The 18,361-nt window shown below is 67.9% G+C and carries 17 protein-coding genes; 8 read left to right on the forward strand and 9 right to left on the reverse strand.

From position 1 onward, the window contains the following. Positions 1-39 precede the first annotated feature (39 nt). Positions 40-1,740: a thiamine pyrophosphate-binding protein gene (locus ODI_RS16570; RefSeq protein ID WP_067755475.1), complete on the forward strand. Its 1,701-nt coding sequence runs from the start codon at positions 40-42 to the stop codon at positions 1,738-1,740. Positions 1,741-1,809: 69 nt separating this feature from the next. On the opposite strand, the gene ODI_RS16575 is transcribed toward ODI_RS16570, so the two are convergent. The 5 genes from ODI_RS16575 to ODI_RS16595 all read right to left on the reverse strand — a co-directional run bounded on the left by ODI_RS16575 (position 1,810) and on the right by ODI_RS16595 (position 5,791). Further along, the gene (locus ODI_RS16575) at positions 1,810-2,511 is read right to left on the reverse strand and encodes a nitroreductase (protein WP_067755477.1); all 702 of its coding nucleotides are present in this window, start codon (positions 2,509-2,511) and stop codon (positions 1,810-1,812) included. Between the two features lie 123 nt (positions 2,512-2,634). Next, complete coding sequence (locus tag ODI_RS16580; protein ID WP_067755479.1) at positions 2,635-3,684, reverse strand: L-threonylcarbamoyladenylate synthase; 1,050 nt, start codon at positions 3,682-3,684, stop codon at positions 2,635-2,637. A gap of 49 nt (positions 3,685-3,733) precedes the next feature. Continuing rightward, positions 3,734-4,915 (reverse strand): 5-(carboxyamino)imidazole ribonucleotide synthase, encoded by a 1,182-nt coding sequence (locus ODI_RS16585; RefSeq protein WP_067755482.1) that lies wholly within the window; start codon positions 4,913-4,915, stop codon positions 3,734-3,736. A gap of 5 nt (positions 4,916-4,920) precedes the next feature. Further along, positions 4,921-5,394 carry a 5-(carboxyamino)imidazole ribonucleotide mutase gene (purE, locus tag ODI_RS16590; RefSeq protein WP_408635950.1) on the reverse strand — a complete coding sequence of 158 codons (474 nt, stop codon included), beginning with the start codon at positions 5,392-5,394 and terminating at the stop codon, positions 4,921-4,923. Between the two features lie 178 nt (positions 5,395-5,572). After that, positions 5,573-5,791 carry a dodecin gene (locus ODI_RS16595; protein ID WP_067755490.1) on the reverse strand — a complete coding sequence of 73 codons (219 nt, stop codon included), beginning with the start codon at positions 5,789-5,791 and terminating at the stop codon, positions 5,573-5,575. 367 nt (positions 5,792-6,158) lie between these two features. Between ODI_RS16595 and ODI_RS16600 the strand changes: the two genes are divergently transcribed. Continuing rightward, positions 6,159-7,466, forward strand: coding sequence for a ParB/Srx family N-terminal domain-containing protein (locus ODI_RS16600; protein ID WP_067755492.1), 1,308 nt, complete (start codon positions 6,159-6,161; stop codon positions 7,464-7,466). Positions 7,467-7,546: 80 nt separating this feature from the next. Here ODI_RS16600 and ODI_RS16605 read toward each other — a convergent pair whose 3' ends face one another. The 4 genes from ODI_RS16605 to ODI_RS16620 form a co-directional block, all read right to left on the reverse strand. Then, the gene (locus ODI_RS16605; protein ID WP_408635951.1) at positions 7,547-8,416 is read right to left on the reverse strand and encodes a phosphoribosylaminoimidazolesuccinocarboxamide synthase; all 870 of its coding nucleotides are present in this window, start codon (positions 8,414-8,416) and stop codon (positions 7,547-7,549) included. Between the two features lie 101 nt (positions 8,417-8,517). Further along, the gene (gene fba / locus ODI_RS16610; protein ID WP_067755497.1) at positions 8,518-9,582 is read right to left on the reverse strand and encodes a class II fructose-bisphosphate aldolase; all 1,065 of its coding nucleotides are present in this window, start codon (positions 9,580-9,582) and stop codon (positions 8,518-8,520) included. Between the two features lie 106 nt (positions 9,583-9,688). Further along, on the reverse strand, positions 9,689-10,324 hold the full coding sequence (mog, locus tag ODI_RS16615; protein ID WP_067755501.1) for a molybdopterin adenylyltransferase: 636 nt from the start codon (positions 10,322-10,324) through the stop codon (positions 9,689-9,691). A 48-nt stretch (positions 10,325-10,372) separates the two neighbouring features. Further along, the gene (locus tag ODI_RS16620) at positions 10,373-11,203 is read right to left on the reverse strand and encodes a glycosyltransferase family 32 protein (protein ID WP_067755504.1); all 831 of its coding nucleotides are present in this window, start codon (positions 11,201-11,203) and stop codon (positions 10,373-10,375) included. Between the two features lie 246 nt (positions 11,204-11,449). Here ODI_RS16620 and ODI_RS16625 point away from each other — a divergent pair, with 246 nt between their 5' ends. The 6 genes from ODI_RS16625 to ntrB all read left to right on the forward strand — a co-directional run bounded on the left by ODI_RS16625 (position 11,450) and on the right by ntrB (position 18,357). Beyond that, the gene (locus ODI_RS16625) at positions 11,450-13,435 is read left to right on the forward strand and encodes a BCCT family transporter (protein ID WP_067755507.1); all 1,986 of its coding nucleotides are present in this window, start codon (positions 11,450-11,452) and stop codon (positions 13,433-13,435) included. 47 nt (positions 13,436-13,482) lie between these two features. Beyond that, a complete protein-coding gene (locus ODI_RS16630; protein ID WP_067755510.1) occupies positions 13,483-14,622 on the forward strand; it encodes a sensor histidine kinase in 1,140 nt (379 codons plus the stop codon). Positions 14,623-14,650: 28 nt separating this feature from the next. Then, positions 14,651-15,289 carry a response regulator gene (locus ODI_RS16635; protein ID WP_067755513.1) on the forward strand — a complete coding sequence of 213 codons (639 nt, stop codon included), beginning with the start codon at positions 14,651-14,653 and terminating at the stop codon, positions 15,287-15,289. 135 nt (positions 15,290-15,424) lie between these two features. Next, the gene (locus tag ODI_RS16640) at positions 15,425-16,144 is read left to right on the forward strand and encodes a DJ-1/PfpI family protein (protein WP_231968076.1); all 720 of its coding nucleotides are present in this window, start codon (positions 15,425-15,427) and stop codon (positions 16,142-16,144) included. A gap of 24 nt (positions 16,145-16,168) precedes the next feature. Next, positions 16,169-17,515 (forward strand): CmpA/NrtA family ABC transporter substrate-binding protein, encoded by a 1,347-nt coding sequence (locus ODI_RS16645; protein ID WP_067755516.1) that lies wholly within the window; start codon positions 16,169-16,171, stop codon positions 17,513-17,515. Beyond that, on the forward strand, positions 17,515-18,357 hold the full coding sequence (gene ntrB, locus ODI_RS16650; protein ID WP_067755519.1) for a nitrate ABC transporter permease: 843 nt from the start codon (positions 17,515-17,517) through the stop codon (positions 18,355-18,357). The genes ODI_RS16645 and ntrB overlap by 1 nt, the downstream gene beginning before the upstream one ends. Positions 18,358-18,361: the final 4 nt, after the last annotated feature.

Below are 18,361 nucleotides of genomic sequence, written 5' to 3' on the forward strand. Positions count from 1 at the left end.
TGCCGCGTCGCATAGTCGGCCGTTACTTTTACGGGCACTATGCCGACATCCTCCGCTAACACCTCCCCCATCGCCCGCTCCGGCGGCCAGATCCTTGTCGATCAACTGGTGGCGCACGGCGTGCGCCACGTGTTCTGCGTTCCTGGCGAAAGCTACCTGGCCGTGCTGGATGCGCTGGTGGACGTCGACATCGACGTCACCGTGTGCCGCCAGGAAGGCGGCGCGGCCATGATGGCCGACGCGCACGGCAAGCTGTCGGGCCGGCCCGGCATCTGCATGGTCACGCGCGGCCCGGGCGCCGCCAACGCGCTGGCGGGCGTGCACATCGCCAGCCAGGACTCCACGCCCCTGATCCTGTTCGTGGGCCAGATCGAACGCGGCATGCGCGAGCGCGAAGCCTTCCAGGAAATGGACTACCGCGCAGTCTTCGGCACCCAGGCCAAATGGGTCACCGAGATCGATGACGCCGACCGCATTCCCGAACTGATCTCGCGCGCCTTCCACGTCGCCAGCTCCGGCCGCCCCGGCCCGGTTGTCATCGCGCTGCCCGAGGACATGCTGACCGACACCGCCACGGTGGCCGATACCCCGGGCTACGACATCATCGACACCGCGCCCGGCGCGGCGCAACTGGCCGACCTGGCCGAGCGCCTGGCCGCCGCGCGCGCGCCGCTGGCCATCCTGGGCGGCACGCGCTGGAGCGCGCAAGCCGTGGACCAGTTCGCTGCTTTCGCCGAACGCGCCGGCCTGCCGGTGGCGGCCTCGTTCCGCCGCCAGATGCTGTGCCCGGCAGACCACCCCTGCTATATCGGCGACGTGGGCCTGGGCGCCAACCCGGCGCTGCTGGCGCGCGTGCGCGACGCCGACCTGCTGCTGCTGGTGGGCGGGCGCATGTCCGAGATTCCCAGCCAGAGCTACACGCTGCTGGACCTGCCGGTGCCGCGCCAGGCGCTGGTGCACGTGCATCCCGACGTCAACGAGCTGGGCCGCGTCTATCGCCCCACGCTGGCCATCAACGCCTCACCCACGGCCTTCGCGGCGGCGCTGGCCGACGTGCCCGCCAGCCACGACTCGGCGCGCAAGGATGCCATCCGCAACCTGCACGACAGCTACATCGCCTGGAGCGATGCCAGCCGCATCCGCACGCAGGGCGCGCTGCAGATGGGCGAGATCATGGCGTGGCTGGAATCACGCCTGCCCGATGACGCGGTGCTGACCAACGGCGCGGGCAACTACGCCACGTGGCTGCACCGCTTCCACCGCAACCGCGCCTACGGCACGCAACTCGCGCCGACCTCGGGCTCGATGGGCTACGGGCTGCCGGCGGCGGTGGGTGCCAAGCGCGTCGATCCCTCGCGCATGGTCGTGTGCTTCGCAGGCGACGGCTGCTTCCTGATGCACGGCCAGGAATTCGCCACCGCCGTGCAATACGACCTGCCGATCATCGTCATCGTCGTGGACAACGGCATGTACGGCACGATCCGCATGCACCAGGAAAAGCACTACCCGGCCCGCGTGTCGGCCACCGCGCTGCGCAACCCCGACTTCGCCGCCTATGCGCGCAGCTTCGGCGGCCACGGCGAACGCGTGGAGGATACCGAGCAGTTCGCCGCCGCCTTCGAACGCGCCGTGGCCAGCGGCAAGCCGGCCATCCTGCATTGCCTGCTGGACCCGGAGGTCATCACGCCGACAGCCACGCTGACCGACCTGCGCACGACGGCCCAGAAGCAAGGCGGCTGATACGCGCATCACGCCACGCAGCGGCCCGCCCTCGCAAGACGGCGGGCCGTCCTGTTTTCCGGCCGCGTCCTAATCCAGGAAATGCGTGAATGCCTCGACGGGTTCGCGCTCCGAGCGCAGCGTGTTCTCGATGGCCGACTCCTCGGCCCGGCCCAGCGCCATGCCGCACACGAACATCTCTTCGGGCGGCAGCGCCAACTCCCGCCTGATGATGTCGTGGTACGGCACGAAGGCCGCCTGCGGGCAGGTGTCCAGTCCGTGGGCCCGCGCGGCCAGCATGATGGATTGCAGGAACATGCCGTAATCCAGCCAGCTGCCCTGCGACATGATGCGGTTGATGGTGAACAGCAGTCCCACCGGCGCATCGAAGAAGCGGTAGTTCCTGCCATGCTGGGCATGCATGCCGGCCTTGTCCTCGCGCGTGAGACCCAGCAGGCCATACAGGTCCCAGCCCACCTTGCGGCGGCGGTCCAGGAACGGCGAGATCCATTTCCTGGGGTAGTAGTCGTACTCGCCCTGGTAGCGCGCGGGGTCGGGATCGTCATGCGCCGCGCCCAGCGCCTTGCCGACGCGCGCCAGCGTTTCACCCGTCAGCACATAGACCTGCCAGGGTTGCGCGTTGTTGCCCGAGGGCGCGCGCGCCGCCAGGCGCAGGATGGCCTCGATGGTCTCGCGCGGCACCGGCTCGGGCAGGAACGCCCGCACCGAGCGGCGCGACAGCAAGGCCTCTTCGGCAGACAGGGGAACAGCGTCAGGGCTGGACGTCGGCATCGGCACTCCTTGCGGATCGGGTCATGGCCGGCGCACATCGCCAGCCCTGCCTGATTGTGCCGCAGCACGGCGTGAAGCGTGAGCGGGGGATGCCCTACATGGGGATGCTGGCGCGGGGAACGTTCAGGTCGCCGCGCCGTCGTCGGCGTCAAACGCGGCAGCCGCGCGGCCCACGCGATCGCGCACGGCCAGCCAGTTGGCCGCCTCGGGCGGCGCTTCCAGCACGATGCCCGCATAGCCTTGCAGGTCCAGGCTGCGCAGCATGGCATACAGCCCGGCCGCATAGGCATCGGCAGCGGCGGGCGCCGCATGCCAGTCCACGCGCGGCGACAGGTCCGCGGGCGCCTGCGCGCGCGTGTGCGACACCAGCACGTATCGGCCCGTGGCGGGCAGGCCCTGCCCCGTCGCCAGGGCGGCCAGCGTCGCGGCGCTGGCCAGGCGCAGCGGGGTGCGCGGCGCGTAGTGGGCTTTCAGGCTGCCCGACACCCGCGGCGCCGCGGCATCAGGCAAGGCAGGCAGGCTGCCCGTGATCTCGGCGATGCGCGCGGCCGTGACATGGCCGGGACGCAGCAGCACCGGTCCCACGCTGTCCAGGCGCGACAGGTCCAGGATGGTCGACTCGATGCCGACCTCGGACGCGCCGCCTTCGAGCACCGGCATGCCGGCCGCCACGAGTTCCGGGAATTCGCTGCGCACGTGCGCGGCATGCGTGGGCGACACCTGGCCGAACTTGTTGGCCGAAGGCGCGGCCACGCCGCCATGTCCGCCGCGGCGCCTGGCGAAGGCACGCAGCAATTGCTGGGCCACCGGATGCGAGGGGCAACGCAGGCCCACGCTGTCCTGTCCGCCGCTGACGGTGTCGGGGATGTGTGCGGCGCGCGGCAGGATGAGCGTCAGCGGCCCCGGCCAGAAGGCGTCGATCAGTGCGCGCGCCAGCGGCGGGATGTCGCCGGCCCAATAGGACAGGTCCGCCTCGGGCGCCACATGCACGATCACCGGATGGTTGGACGGGCGGCCCTTGGCCGCATAGATGCGCGCAATCGCCTCGGGGTTTTCGGCATCGGCCCCCAGGCCATAGACGGTTTCCGTGGGAAAGGCCGCCAGTTCGCCGCGCGCGAGCACATCGGCGGCGTGGTCGATTTCTGCCAGGGAGGCGGGCGCGGCGTGGGGCATGGGGGATCGCGGCAAGGAAAGCGTAACGGCAAGCCGTCCCGCGTGTCGGTCAGTCCAGGGTGCCGGGCAGGCCCAGCGCGGCGGCAACCGCCAGCGCGTCGGCTTGCGCCTGCTCGAGCGTGGCGGCCACACAGGTCACGTGACCCATCTTGCGGCCACGGCGTGCCTCATGCTTGCCATACAGGTGCAGCTTGGCCGACGGCACGGCCAGCACGGCGGCCCAGTCGGGCTCGCGCGGCGTGTCGCTGCCCGGCGTGAACCAGACGTCGCCCAGGATGTTCAACATGACGGCGGGCGCCAGCAGACGCGTGCTGCCCAGCGGCAGGCCGGCCAACACGCGCGCCTGCTGCTCGAACTGGCTGGTCTGGCAGGCGTCCATGCTGTAGTGGCCGCTGTTGTGCGGGCGCGGGGCGATTTCATTGACCACCAGGCGGCCGTCGCGCAGCACGAAGAACTCCACGCACAGCACGCCGACGTAGCCGAGGCCGTGTGCGATGCCCAACGCCGCCTGGGTGGCCTGCTCGGTGAGCGCCGCGTCCATGGGCGCCCCCACGGTGGTCACGGCCAGGATGCCATCGCGATGCACGTTGCGCGCCACGGGAAACACCGCGGCCTCGCCGTCCGCGCCGCGCGCCAGCACCACGGATACCTCGTAGTCCAGCGGCATCAACGCCTCCAGCACGCAAGGCACGCTGCCGAAAGCCGCGAAGGCAGCCAGCGCTTCCTCGCGCGTGGCGACACGGGCCTGGCCCTTGCCGTCGTAGCCCAGCCGGGCCACCTTCAGGATGCCAGGGAACAGCGCGGCATCGGCGGACTCCAGGTCGGCCGTGGCGCGCACGGGCACGTTGGGCGCCACCGGGATGCCCTGGCCGGCCACATAGGCCTTCTCGTCGTTGCGGTCCTGCACGATGGCCACCGCGTCGGCGCCCGGCGACACGCGCACGCGCGCGGCCAGCGCGCGCAGGCTGGCGGCCGGCACGTTCTCGAATTCAGTGGTGATGGCCGGGCACAAGCCGGCCAGCTCGGCCAGGCCTTGCGTGTCGGCATAGTCGGCCGACACGTGACGGTCAGCGACCATCGCGGTGGGGCCATCGCCGGCGGGATCCAGCACGGCGACACGGTAGCCCAGGCTTTGCGCGGCATGGCAGAACATGCGGCCCAGTTGGCCGCCGCCCAGCAGGCCCAGCCAGCTGCCCGGCGGCAGCGTATTCATCTTGTCGGAAGCAGGCATGGGGCTCAGGCGGCAGAAGGCGGGGGAACGACCATCGCGCGCGCAGCCTCGGTCTGGCGGCGGCGAAAATCGAGCAGCTTGGCATGCAGGCCGGCATCGGTCGTGGCCAGGTTGGCGATGACGTGCAGCGCGGCGTTGGCAGCGCCAGCCTCGCCGATGGCGAAGGTGCCCACCGGCACGCCCTTGGGCATCTGCACGATGGACAGCAGGGAGTCTTCGCCACGCAGGTAGCGCGAGGGCACGGGCACGCCGAACACGGGCACTTCGGTCAGCGCGGCCATCATGCCAGGCAGATGCGCGGCGCCGCCGGCGCCCGCGATGATGGCGCGCAGGCCGCGCGCACGCGCATCGGCGCCATAATCGGCCATGTCCTGCGGCATGCGGTGGGCGGAGACCACGCGCGCCTCGTGCGGCACGCCGAAATCGGTGAGCATCGCCACCGCGTGCTTCATGATGTCCCAATCGCTGGACGAACCCATGACGATGCCCACGATGGGCGGCGCCGAGGCGCAAGCGCTGTCCAGGCTGCTGGCCGCGCTGCTGGCGGCGTCGGAAGAAGTAGGCATGGAGATAGGAGCCGTGCTCACGGGAAAACAGGCATTTTACCGTGTACGGCCAGCGGGGCGCCGGAAGCGGCTCCCGCCCCCGCGAAGGGCATCAGCCCTTGGCCTCCTCCAGGCGCACCCCGACCTTCAGGCCCACCTGCCAGTGGGCCACCTTGCCGTCCTTCAGGTGGCCGCGCACGCTGGTGACTTCGAACCAGTCCAGGTTGCGCAGGGTGGCCCGGGCGCGTTCCAGCGCGCGGCGCACCGCGTCGTCGGAAGACTCCGGGGAGGACCCCACGATTTCGATCTGCTTGTAGACGTGATCGGACATATCGGTCTCCTCATGTGTCCAGATGGCGGGCCGGGTCCGAAGGCCCGGCCCCTGGCGCCAGGAGGGCGCTCGATCTGATTCCACCACGCCCCTGCAGCCGCGGTCCGTTTGCAATCGTGTCGGGCACGTTCCAAGGGTAAGCCGCCAGCCGGCGCGAACTGGCAAGCAGCTGTCCCCCGAAAATCATCTTCACTTAACAAGCTCTTATTTAACTTGAATGACACCGCATCTGCAAACAACAGTTCTGAAAAACGTGCAGAAAACGAAACCCTTTTGAAAGTCTCGCTACCTAGGATGCCCCTGCCCCCACCGCCGCCGGCGCGTGCCGCGGAGGGCCCTCCTTTCCCCTGACATCGCGAAAGACGACATGCCCCAACAACGCCCTGCCTGCCTTTCCCTTCCCGTCCGCAAGCTGCTGGCGGGCCTGATCCTGCCCATCCCGCTGTTGCTGGCCGCCTGCGGCGGCAGCGACAACGACGAGCCCGTGGCCGATGGCACCCCGGTCACCCCGCCCGCCACCGAACCCGAAACCCCGCCCCTTGCCGAGTCGCCCTACCTGAAGGCCGTCGCTGGCGACCTGCTGGAAGTGGCCATCGAGGAACTGAAGCCGACCCAGGCAGCCATCGGCTACGACCAGATCTACTACAAGCTGGGCCGCTGGCAGCCGGATTTCACACGCCCCACCTGGGCGGCGAACGACGCCCAACAGCTGGTCTATCTCAACCGCACCGTGGGCAAGAAATTCGACGACTTCTGCGAGGATACCGGCCGCGGCGAACGCGCCCAGCCGTTCCAGACCCTGGCCGAGGCTGGCGCCGCCCGCCTGGACGACCCCAGCACCTTCGCCTGCCGCGACGAGCCGGGCACGGATGACGCCGCACTGAAGACCGTGGTGGTCGGCCCCGAGGGCGTGCTGTACCTCACCGATGGCCATCACGGCTTCAGCTCGCTGTACGAAATCGCCGACGGCGGCCCCAAGCTGAAGGTCTGGGTCAAGGTCAGCGCCAACTACAGCGACGCGGCCACGCAGGCCGAATTCTGGCAACGCATGGTCGACTCGCGCCAGGCATGGCTGCGCGACACGGACAACCAGCCGATCACGCCCGAGCAATTGCCCACGCGCGTCGGCCTGCTGCATGACGACCGCCCAGGCGGCATGGCGGAAGACCGCTACCGCTCGCTGGTGTACTTCACGCGCGGCATCGCCTATGACAACGGCGGCCTGCCGGAATTCGCCGAATTCTATTGGGGCGACTGGATGCGCCGGCAGACCACGGCGGGCAACCTGAAGCCTTTCACGGACTACAGGACCGGCGTCCAGGGCGACGTCCAGACCGATGTGCTGGCGCAGAGCACGCTGAACAGCACGCTGCAGCCGGGCAACAGCAACACCAGCTACTCGGCGATGGTGCGCGATGCCGCCCTGCGCATGACGGCACTGGCCGACACCGACGTGGTGAGCGGCGAGCGCACGGCCGCGGAACTGGGCCGGATCGTGCTGGTGTCGGGGGCGCCCAACCCCAGCCCGACCAAGCGCGCGCGCGACGAGCTGGAGGAACTGGCCCGCAACGACGTGAACGGCAGCGGCAACTCGCGCGGCGCGGGCAAGCTGTGGTTCGCCATCAACTACCGCTACTGCGGCGCGCCGGCAACAGGGACGTGCTGGGGCTGGTAAGCCTCGGGCGAGCATCACCTGCCAAACAAAAGGGCGGAACCCTTGCGGGTTCCGCCCTGTTTTCCGAGTCTGCGTGGCGCTCAGCGCGTCAAGCGCGCCAGCGCCTCGCGATACTTCGCGCCGGTCTTCTCCAGGATTTCCTGGGGCGCGCGCGGTGCGGGTGGAGTCTTGTCCCAGGGCTGGGTTTCCAGCCAGTCGCGGATGAACTGCTTGTCGAACGAGGGCGGGCTGATGCCTTCACGATAGCCATCGGCGGGCCAGAAACGCGAGGAATCGGGCGTGAGCACCTCGTCCATCAGGTGCAGCGTGCCGGCATCGTCCAGGCCGAACTCGAACTTCGTGTCGGCGATCAGGATGCCGCGCGTGGCGCCGTATTCCGCGGCCTCGGTGTAGAGGCGCAGCGTGACGTCGCGGATGCGCGCGGCGAGATCGGCGCCCACGGCCTTGACCACGTAGTCGAAATCGACGTTCTCGTCATGCGAGCCGAACTCGGCCTTGGCCGCCGGCGTGAAGATGGGCGTGGGCAGCTTGCCAGCCTGCTTCAGGCCTTCGGGCAGCTTGACGCCGCAGACGGCGCCGCTGGCCTGGTAATCCTTCCAGCCCGACCCGATCAGGTAGCCCCGCGCCACCGCTTCCACCAGCACCGGCTTCAGGCGCTTGACCACCACGGCGCGGCCGCGCACCTGGTCACGCTCGCCTGCCGCCACCACGTCTTCCGCCGCCACGTCGGTGGAGTGGTTGGGGATGACGTGCGCCAGCTTCTTCAGCCAGAACTCGGTCATGCCGGTCAGCACTTCACCCTTGCCGGGGATGGGATCATCGAGGATCACATCGAAGGCAGAGATGCGGTCGGTCGCGACGACCAGCAGCTTGTCGTCGCCCACGGCGTACATGTCGCGGACCTTGCCACGCGCCAGGAGCGGCAGGGACTGGATGCTGGATTGGTACATGGGTGCAGTCACGGAAGGGACCTATAGGCAATCGGGCGAGCCCGGAAAATGAGGCGCGCCGGACTGGCCGGCGCGCGGGGGGTCGAGGGCGCGTGCCCGGTTTACTGGACGATCTGCGAGAGCTTGCCCGACGCGTACTGCTGGGCAATCTCGGTCAGCGGAATCGCCTTGATCTTGCTGGCGTTGCCGGCCGTGCCGAATTCCTGGTAGCGCTGCACGCAGATCTGCTTGGCGGCGGCGCGGGCGGGCTTCAGGTATTCGCGCGGGTCGAACTTCTCGGGGTTCTCGGCGAAGAAGCGGCGGATGGCGCCGGTCATGGCCAGGCGGATGTCGGTGTCGATGTTGATCTTGCGCACGCCGAACTTGATGGCTTCCTGGATTTCCTCGACGGGCACGCCGTAGGTTTCCTTCATGTTGCCGCCGAACTGGCGGATCTCGGCCAGCAGTTCCTGCGGCACGCTGGAGCTGCCGTGCATCACCAGGTGGGTGTTGGGCAGGCGGGCGTGGATTTCCTTGATGCGCTTGATCGACAGGATGTCGCCGGTGGGCTTGCGCGTGAACTTGTAGGCGCCGTGGCTGGTGCCGATGGCGATGGCCAGTGCGTCCAGCTGGGTGCGGCGCACGAAGTCGGCGGCCTGCTCGGGGTCGGTCAGCAGTTGCTCGATGGTGAGCTTGCCGTCGGCGCCATGGCCGTCTTCCTTGTCGCCTTCCATCGTTTCCAGCGAGCCCAGGCAGCCCAGTTCGCCCTCGACCGTCACACCCAGCTTGTGGGCGGCGTCGACCACCGTGCGGGTGACCTCGACGTTGTACTCATAGTCGGCGATGGTCTTGCCGTCTTCCTTGAGCGAGCCGTCCATCATGACGCTGGAGAAGCCGAGATCGATGGCGCCTTGACAGATCTTGGGCGACTGGCCGTGGTCCTGGTGCATGACGACGGGGATGTGCGGGTAGCTTTCGACCGCGGCCTGGATCAGGTGCTTGAGGAAGCCTTCGCCTGCGTACTTACGGGCGCCGGCCGACGCCTGCATGATGACCGGGCTGTCGGTTTCTGCCGCGGCTTCCATGATGGCCTGGACTTGCTCCAGGTTGTTCACGTTGAAGGCCGGAATGCCGTAGCCGTTCTCGGCGGCGTGGTCCAGCAGTTGGCGCATGGAAACGAGGGCCATAGGGAAAGCTCCTGAATCGGATTGAAGAATTGGGTGAAATATCTTTGGATGACGGCGATTTTACCGGGTTGTGCGGTCCTCGGCAGGCGGCCGGGGACGGACGGTCTCAACCCGCGGCAGGCTGGCGGATCGCCGACTTGGGCCGGAAAGCCTTGACCACCGCCGGCCGTGTCTCGGCGTACGGTCCGCCGATCAGGTCCAGGCAGTAGGGAACGGCCGCGAAAATACCTGGCACCTTCACGCCGCCCTCGGCGTCCCTCAGGCCTTCCAGCGTCTCGCGGATGGCCTTGGGCTGGCCCGGCAGGTTCAGGATCAGCGCGGCATGGCCGTCGATTTCGCGGATGACGCCTACCTGCCGGGACAGGATAGCCGTAGGAACGAAGGCCAGGCTGATCTGTCGCATCTGCTCACCAAAACCCGGCATCTCACGCGTGGCGACGGCCAACGTGGCATCCGGCGTGGTGTCGCGCCTTGCGGGTCCCGTGCCACCCGTGGTCAGCACCAGGTCGCAGCCCAGTTCGTCGACCAGCTCGATGAGCGTTCGGGAGATCAGGTCCGGCTCGTCGGGGATGAGACGGCTGACAGCCTGCCACGGAGACGCCAGCGCCGTCCCCAGCCAGGCGTCCAGCGCCGGCAGTCCCTGGTCTTCGTATTGGCCGCTGGACGCGCGGTCCGACACGGAAACCAGGCCTATCAGGAGTTCATCGGGGTGGCGGCGAATGAGCCGAGCGGGGGTTGTCATAAGCAAGGGGCAAAAAAGGAAAAGGGAAACGCCGCTGCGCCCAGCGGCTCAGGCGTCGGGCCGTAACTCCGCCTGCGCCTGGGGCTGGACCGCGGGCTCAGCCTCGGGCCTGACCACGCTGGTGACGTGCTGTTGCTTGGTCCACTTGCCCTCTTTCTTATCAAGGTACTGGAAATACTCGTTGGTGAAAGTCCCCTGCGCGCAGGTGAACTTGTACAGGCAGGTCTTTATCTTCGACTGATCCAGCAGCGTGTTGAATACGCCTGGACCGGTAATGTCGAATACGTTGTTGCTGGGGGGATGGCGGATATTCCGGGCGATCCCCTCGGCAATCCTCGCCATGTTCGGATTGCCCGGCCGGCTGGCAATGAAGTAATTGCTGAGATCTCCCCGGCGCGTCTTCACGTAGGCCTCATCGTCCTGCGGCGACAGCACGAACTCCAGCGGCCGCAGCATGTGCGCATCGATATCGAGATAGACCCCGCCCATCTTGTTCAGCACCAGCACACGCCAGAAATCCGCCTGGGCGGCGCCGATCTGCAGCCGGTCGTAGCAGGCCAGGACGTCCGCATCGTAATGCTGAGAGATGAACACACGCCGATCCTCCGTCAGATGGAAACGGTATTCCCAGGTCGGGGAAATCAGGCGGTTGAACAGGTAGTTCAGATAGACCGGCAAGGTGGCGCGGTCGGTGTAGTTCGTCTGCCAGATGATGCGCGGGATCCGGCCTTGCTTGCGGCTGGGGATCAGCGCGGGCCGCGCGCGCGGCATCGTGAAACGCTTCTTCGGGAAGAACCAATGAAACAGGTAACTGAAAACTTTCGTCAGGTTGGCGACCACCCGTATGAGTCGGGAGAGAAGCAAAATCAGAAAGTGCATAGGGATCCCGCAAATATCGTTGGCAATTGGCGGGACCTAATGTACCACTGGCGAGCAGGGCGATTCGGCCATCGGCGGGCCCGAGACATCTGGTTGCCAGGCGGCCATCCTGTTTCAGACCGACGGACTTCCTTACCCTGGCGATGAAAGCAGATTGATAGGATCGACCGGCTCCCCTCGCAATATTGGGGACGTAACCGGGCAGTTCGCCCGGCGACGCGGGGAGCGAGAAGCCTGGAGTTCCACATGAAAAAAATCACCGACAGCATCTCGCCGTTGACCTTCACGAGCTCGGCGCTGATCGCGCTTGCCCTCATCGGCTACGCCAGCCTCCGCCCGGAAAGCGCGGCGGCCCTGTTCTCCCACGCCAACGACTGGATCATCGGCGAAGCGGGCTGGTTCTACCTGCTCGCCGTGGGATTCTTCGTGATCTTCCTGATCGGCCTGGCCATCAGCCCCTTCGGCCGCATCAAGCTCGGGCCCGACGAGTCCACGCCCGACTACAGCTACGGCACCTGGGTGGCCATGCTGTTCTCGGCGGGGATGGGCATCGGCATCGTGTTCTACGGCGTGGCCGAGCCCATCATGCACTTCTCCAGCCCGCCCGACGCGGCGCCGCGCTCGATCCAGGCCATGCGCGACGCGATGGAGATCACCTTCTTCCACTGGGGCGTGCATGCCTGGGCCATCTATGCCCTGCTGGGCATGTGCCTGGCCTATTTCGGCTACCGCAAGAACCAGCCGCTGACGCTGCGCTCGGCGTTCTATCCATTGATCGGCGAGCGGGTGAACGGCCCTGTCGGTTCGCTCATCGACATCTTCGCGGTGGTGGGCACGCTGGCTGGCCTGGCCACGTCATTGGGACTGGGCGTGTCGCAGCTCAACGCCAGCATGAACTACCTGTTCGGACTGCCGCAGACGCTGGACACCCAGCTGTGGCTCATCCTGATCGTGACGGTGCTGGCCACGATCACCGTCGCCACGGGCCTGGACAACGGCATCCGGCGGCTGAGCGAATTCATCATCATCGTGTCCTTCCTGCTGATGGCGGCCCTGCTCTTCGTCGGGCCGACGGCATTCCTGTTCCAGGCCATGCTGGAGAACCTGGGGCTGTACCTGAACGGATTCGTCTCGCGCACCTTCCACACCTATGCCTACGCCCCGGCCTCCAAGGACTGGATGGGCCAATGGACGCTGTTCTATTGGGGCTGGTGGATTTCCTGGTCGCCGTTCGTGGGGCTTTTCATCGCACGCATTTCTCGCGGCCGCACGATCCGCCAGTTCCTGCTGGGCGTGCTGTTCGCCCCGGCCGGCTTCAGCTTCATCTGGTTCACCATCTTCGGCGACCTGGCCATCTGGCTGGACATCAACCGCGCCGCGGGCGAGATCTCCAAGACGGTGGCGGACAACATGCCCATCGCGCTCTTCTCGGTGTTCGAGTACCTGCCCTTCTCGTCCGTGCTGGCCTGGGTCACCGGCCTGCTGGTCGCGGTGTACTTCATCACCGCCTCGGACGCGGGCGCGCTGGTCATCGCCATGATCACCGCACGCAACGGCAGCGACGAGCCGGCCCTGTGGCTGCGCATCTTCTGGGCCCTGGTGTGCGGCGGCGTGGCGGCCGTGCTGCTGCTGGCCGGCGGCCTGGATGCCGTGCAGATGGCCGCGGTCATCGCGGGCTTCCCGCTGGCAACGGTACTGCTGCTCATGTGCTGGGGCATCTGGAAGGCGCTCAGCGACGAGGCCGCGCTGCAAGCCAGCCATCGCCTGCACGCCGCGCCGCTGCTGTCCTCCGAAGGCGGCCAGCACTGGCGGCGCCGCCTGAACTCGATCATCAGCCACCCCACCAAGGACCAGGTGCTGCGCTACGTGGCGAACACGGTGCAGCCGGCGATGACGACCGTGCAGCAGGAGTTCGTCAAGCGCGAACTGCAGGCCGAGATCGAAACGCTGGAAGACGGCGTGCAGTTGACCGTGGCGCACGGCGACGGCACGCCGGCGTTCCTGTATGCCGTGCGCCGGGTCAGCCATCCCATTCCGGCCTTCGCGCTCAGCGACCAGCGCAGCAGCAAGGACGAACGCCGTCGCTATTCGCGGGCGGAGGTCTTCCTGAGCCAGGGCGGGCGCGGCTACGATATCTATGGCTATAGCCAGGACCAGGTGATCTCGGACATCGTGGTGCAGTACGACCGCTACCGCCATTACCTGCACACCGCGCCGAATCCCGTCACCTGATCCGGCCACGCCGCTACACTGGGCAGTCTTTCCTTGGAAGCTGTCCAGTGTTCGCCGACCTCAAGCACCTGTCCCACCACGCAGCCTGGCGCCGGCAACTGGAATTGCTGCTGGAGTCGGCAGGCGACGGCATCTACGGCATCGACCTGCGCGGACGCTGCATCTTCATCAACGGCGCGGGCGCCGCCATGCTGGGCTACGCGCCCGACGAGATCGTCGGGCGCAACATGCACTACCTCATCCACCACTCCCACCCTGACCAGCGGCTGATGCCGGTGCATGACTGCCGCATCTTCCAGGCCTTTCGCGAGGGGCGTGGCGTGCGCGTCGAGGACGAAGTGCTGTGGCGGCGTGACGGCAGCGCCTTCGCCGCCGAATACGCCTCGCATCCCATCCGCGATGGCGAAGAGGTGGTGGGCGCGGTGGTGACCTTCAGCGACATCTCGGCCCGCAAGCACATCGAGCGCGAGTTGCAGGCCACGCAGATCCTGCTGGAGCGCCGCGTGGAGGAACGCACCACCGAACTGCGCAGCGCGCACGAATCGCTGCGCCGGCTGTCCGCCCACCTCAGCACGGCGCGCGAGGAAGAGCGCGCGCACATTGCGCGCGACGTGCACGATGAACTGGGCGCCTCGTTCACCGCGCTGCAACTTGACTTGAACTGGCTGCGCAAGCAACTCGCCGGGCAGGCCGGACTGGCCTCCCACGTGGACCGCATGCTGGAGGTCACGCAGGCAGCCATGGGCGCGACGCGGCGCATCCTGAATGACCTGCGGCCCGGCGTGCTGGACCACCTGGGCCTGTGGGCGGCGCTGGAAACGCTGCTGCAGGACCTGCAGGCGCGCAGCGGCCTGGATTGCCGCTATGTCTGCCCGCCGCAGACCGAGCGTTGCCGGCTGGGCCGCAGCGCCGAGATCGATGTCTACCGCATCGTGCAGGAATTGCTGACCAACGTGCAGCGCCATGCCCAGGCCAGCGCGGTCAGTGTCGAGGTATCGCTGCGCGACAAGGACCTGCTGCTGACCGTGGAAGACGACGGCGTCGGCGCGCGCCTGCCCGCCCAGCCGCAAGGCTTCGGCATCCTGGGCATGCGCGAGCGGGCCTACAGCATCGGCGGCGAATTGACGATAGACTCGGCGCCCGGCGCGGGCACCCGCGCGCGCCTGCTGCTGCGCGGCGTGGCCTGACGCGGCCCTGGAAGGAACACGGTTCACCATGGCACTGGACATCCTGATCGTCGACGACCACCACATCATCCGCCGGGGACTGGCACGGATCCTGGCGGAGGACGCGCGCATCGGCCGCGTGGACGAGGCGCCGGACGGCCCGGCGGCGTTGCGGCTGCTGCGCGCAGGCGCCTACGACGCGATGGTGCTGGACGTCGCGCTGGGGGACCGCGACGGGCTCGATGTGCTGAAGACCGTGCGCGCCGAGTTTCCCGGCCTGGGCGTGGTCATGCTCTCGGTCTATCCCGAAAGCCAGTTCGCCGTGCGCGCCCTGCGCAGCGGCGCACATGCCTATCTCAACAAGGGCTGCGAACCGGACGAACTGCTGGCCGCGCTTGCCAAGGCGGCCGCTGGCAGCGTCTACGTGACGCCCGCGGTCGCCGAACTGCTTGCCCACAACGTGCGCCGCGACGGTCCGCAGGCGCCGCACGAGCTGCTGTCGAACCGCGAGTTCCAGGTGCTCCAGTTGCTGGTGGCCGGCAAGTCCGTCACGGCCATCGCCGAACAGCTCGCGCTGTCGGCCAACACCATCTCCACCTATCGCGCCCGCATCTTCGAGAAGCTGGGCGTGCGCACCCTGGTCGAGCTGGTCGCCTACGCCAACACGCACCAGCTGGGTGCATCCTGAATCCGCGCGCACCACGCTAGCCCGGCCGCGCACCGCGTAGACAAATCACTACGCGACTATCACGGAACACGGGATACCGCCCTTTTCCCTCACCGCCCATGATGGCGCCGTGGCTGGCCCTGACGCGCGATCATCGTGCGCCGCCAGCCCGGCGCACTCATCGGGACGATCATGGCGAAAGCGGGTTTCAGGCTGGGCATCTACGTATTCAAGGACGCGGAAGTCATCGACTATGCCGCGCCCTATGGCGTGTTTTCGGTGGCCCGCCGCTTCGACCCCGAACTCGACGTGTTCCTGGTGGCCGACGCCATGCGGCCGGTGCAAACACAGGCCGGCCTGACCGTGCTGCCTGCGTACAGCTTCGGCGACCAGCCCGCGATGGATGCCTTCCTGATCCCGGGCGGCTTCGGCACCCGCCAGGAAATGCACAACACGCGCCTGCATGACTACCTGCGCACGCTGCCCGACACCTGCCTGCTGACCAGCGTGTGCACTGGCTCATGGATCTATGCCCGCATGGGCCTGCTGGACGGCATCGCCGCGACCAGCCGCAAGGAACCCGACCGCCTGGAAGCGTCGCACCTGGGCCGCACGCCCATCGACCGCCTGGCCGCGCTGGCGCCCGCCTGCCGCGTCAGCCGTGCGCGCGTCGTTGACGCGGGCCGGATCGTCACCGCCGGCGGCATCGCCAGCGGCAGCGAACTGGGCCTGCACCTGCTGCGCCGCGCCGGCTATGCCGAGGCCTTCATCGATGAGGTCTCCCGCGTCATGGAATACCACCACGCCTACCAGCAATACCGCGAAGACATCGAATACGCCGGCGCCGCACACGCACCGGTACCCGCCACCCGCTGACCTCTCTCCCCAACGGAGCCCGTCATGTCCCTGTTCCGCAATCCCTTCAATCCCCAGGCCCGCCTGGGCTGCGGCTGCGGCCGCCATGCCAGCCAGGCAGAACACGAAGCGGATCTCGCCGCGCTGCAGTCGCGCGCCGTCGAGTCCGCCGTGATGCGCGCGCTCTTCCCGGAGGACGGCCTGCGCCGGCGCTTCCTGCAGGCCGTGGGCAGCGGCACCGCCCTGGCCGCGGTGTCGTCGATCTTCCCGCTGGCCGCCGCCAAGGAGGCCTTCGCCCAGGGCACTGGCCCGCTGGAGAAACAGAAGCTGAAGGTCGGCTTCATTCCCATCACCTGCGCCACGCCCATCATCATGGCCCACCCCATGGGCTTCTATGCGCGCCAGGGCCTGGACGTGGAAGTGGTGAAGACTGCCGGCTGGGCGCTGATCCGCGACAAGGCGCTGTCGGGCGAATACGACGCGGCGCAAATGCTCTCGCCCATGCCGCTGGCCATCTCGCTGGGCGCGGGCACCACCGCCGCCGTGCCCTGGACCGTGCCCGCGCTGGAGAACACCAACGGCCAGGCCATCACGCTGTCCATGAAGCACAAGGACAAGCGCGACCCGAAGGAGTGGAAGGGCATGAAGTTCGCCGTGCCCTTCGACTACTCCATGCACAACTACCTGTTGCGCTACTACCTGGCCGAGCACGGCCTGGATCCCGACACCGACGTGCAGATCCGCTCGGTGCCGCCGCCCGAAATGGTGGCCAACCTGCGCGCGGACAACATCGACGGCTTCCTGGCGCCCGACCCCGTCAACCAGCGCGCGGTCTATGACGGCGTGGGCTTCATCCACATCCTGTCCAAGGAGATCTGGCCCGAGCACCCCTGCTGCGCCTTCGCCACCAGCAAGGACTTCGTCACGCGCAACCCGAACACCTACCAGGCCTTGCTGAAGGCCATCATCGAGGCCACCGCCTATGCCCGCAATCCGGCGAACCGCAAGGAAATCGCCACGGTGATCTCGGGACCCAACTACCTGAACCAGCCGGCGACCGTCGTGCAGCAGGTGCTGACCGGCCTCTTCGCCGACGGCCTGGGCAAGGTCGTGCAGGTGCCCGACCGCATCGACTTCGACCCCATGCCCTGGCAATCCTTCGCCGTGTGGATACTGACCCAGATGAAGCGCTGGGGCCAGATCAAGGGTGACGTGGATTACCAGAAGATCGCCGCGGAGGTCTTCCTGGCCACGGACGCCAAGCGCCTCATGGGCGAGGCGGGGCTGGCCGTGCCGGCGTCGGACACCAAGTCCTTCAGCGTCATGGGCAAGCCCTTCGACGCCAGCCAGCCCGAGGCCTACCTGCAAAGTTTCCCGATCCGGAGGCACTGATGCGCGAGGAATCCCGCTGGCGCGCGCCGCTGCTGTCGCTGGCCCTCCTGGCCGCCTTCCTGCTGGTCTGGCACGCCGCCACCACCACCAGCGCCGGCGAGCAGTCGGTGGACGCGGAATACGCGGCGCTGGTGGGGGCCGCGGCCGCCACCGGCGGCCAGTCGCCCTTCCCGGGCCCGATGGATGTCGGCGTGCAGCTCTGGCACCACCTGAGCGACCCCTTCTATGACCGCGGCCCCAACGACAAGGGCATCGGCCTGCAGCTGGGCTACTCGATCCTGCGCGTGCTGACGGGCTTCGGCCTGGCCGCGCTGATCGCCATCCCGCTGGGGTTTCTCATCGGCATGTCGCGCACGGTGTATCGCGCCTTCGACCCGTACATCCAGGTGCTCAAGCCGATCTCCCCGCTCGCGTGGATGCCGCTCGCGCTCTACACGATCAAGGACGCCAACACCTCGGCGGTGTTCGTGATCTTCATCTGCTCGCTGTGGCCGATGCTGGTGAACACGGCCTTCGGCGTGGGCGCGGTGCGCCAGGATTGGCTGAATGTCGCCCGCACGCTGGAAGTCCCGCGCCTGCGCACGGCGCTGCAGGTGGTGCTGCCGGCCGCCGCGCCCACCATCATGACCGGCATGCGCATCTCGGTGGGCATTGCGTGGCTGGTGATCGTCGCGGCCGAGATGCTGATCGGCGGCACCGGCATCGGCTACTTCGTCTGGAACGAATGGAACAACCTGTCGATCGCCAACATCATTTGCGCCATCCTGTTCATCGGCCTGGTGGGCATGCTGCTCGACACGGCGCTGGCCCGCGCGGCGCGGCTCGTGAGCTACCGGGAGTGAACAC

It is taken from the genome of Orrella dioscoreae (genome assembly GCF_900089455.2).
GTDB lineage: Bacteria > Pseudomonadota > Gammaproteobacteria > Burkholderiales > Burkholderiaceae_B > Orrella > Orrella dioscoreae.

Bases quoted from the DNA above. Each gene is read 5' to 3' on its own strand.
- ODI_RS16570 (WP_067755475.1), top strand. From the start codon at position 40: ATGCCGACATCCTCCGCTAACACCTCCCCCATCGCCCGCTCCGGCGGC.
- ODI_RS16575 (WP_067755477.1), bottom strand. From the start codon at position 2,511: ATGCCGACGTCCAGCCCTGACGCTGTTCCCCTGTCTGCCGAAGAGGCC.
- ODI_RS16580 (WP_067755479.1), bottom strand. From the start codon at position 3,684: ATGCCCCACGCCGCGCCCGCCTCCCTGGCAGAAATCGACCACGCCGCC.
- ODI_RS16585 (WP_067755482.1), bottom strand. From the start codon at position 4,915: ATGCCTGCTTCCGACAAGATGAATACGCTGCCGCCGGGCAGCTGGCTG.
- purE (WP_408635950.1), bottom strand. From the start codon at position 5,394: ATGGGTTCGTCCAGCGATTGGGACATCATGAAGCACGCGGTGGCGATG.
- ODI_RS16595 (WP_067755490.1), bottom strand. From the start codon at position 5,791: ATGTCCGATCACGTCTACAAGCAGATCGAAATCGTGGGGTCCTCCCCG.
- ODI_RS16600 (WP_067755492.1), top strand. From the start codon at position 6,159: ATGCCCCAACAACGCCCTGCCTGCCTTTCCCTTCCCGTCCGCAAGCTG.
- ODI_RS16605 (WP_408635951.1), bottom strand. From the start codon at position 8,416: ATGTACCAATCCAGCATCCAGTCCCTGCCGCTCCTGGCGCGTGGCAAG.
- fba (WP_067755497.1), bottom strand. From the start codon at position 9,582: ATGGCCCTCGTTTCCATGCGCCAACTGCTGGACCACGCCGCCGAGAAC.
- mog (WP_067755501.1), bottom strand. From the start codon at position 10,324: ATGACAACCCCCGCTCGGCTCATTCGCCGCCACCCCGATGAACTCCTG.
- ODI_RS16620 (WP_067755504.1), bottom strand. From the start codon at position 11,203: ATGCACTTTCTGATTTTGCTTCTCTCCCGACTCATACGGGTGGTCGCC.
- ODI_RS16625 (WP_067755507.1), top strand. From the start codon at position 11,450: ATGAAAAAAATCACCGACAGCATCTCGCCGTTGACCTTCACGAGCTCG.
- ODI_RS16635 (WP_067755513.1), top strand. From the start codon at position 14,651: ATGGCACTGGACATCCTGATCGTCGACGACCACCACATCATCCGCCGG.
- ODI_RS16645 (WP_067755516.1), top strand. From the start codon at position 16,169: ATGTCCCTGTTCCGCAATCCCTTCAATCCCCAGGCCCGCCTGGGCTGC.
- ntrB (WP_067755519.1), top strand. From the start codon at position 17,515: ATGCGCGAGGAATCCCGCTGGCGCGCGCCGCTGCTGTCGCTGGCCCTC.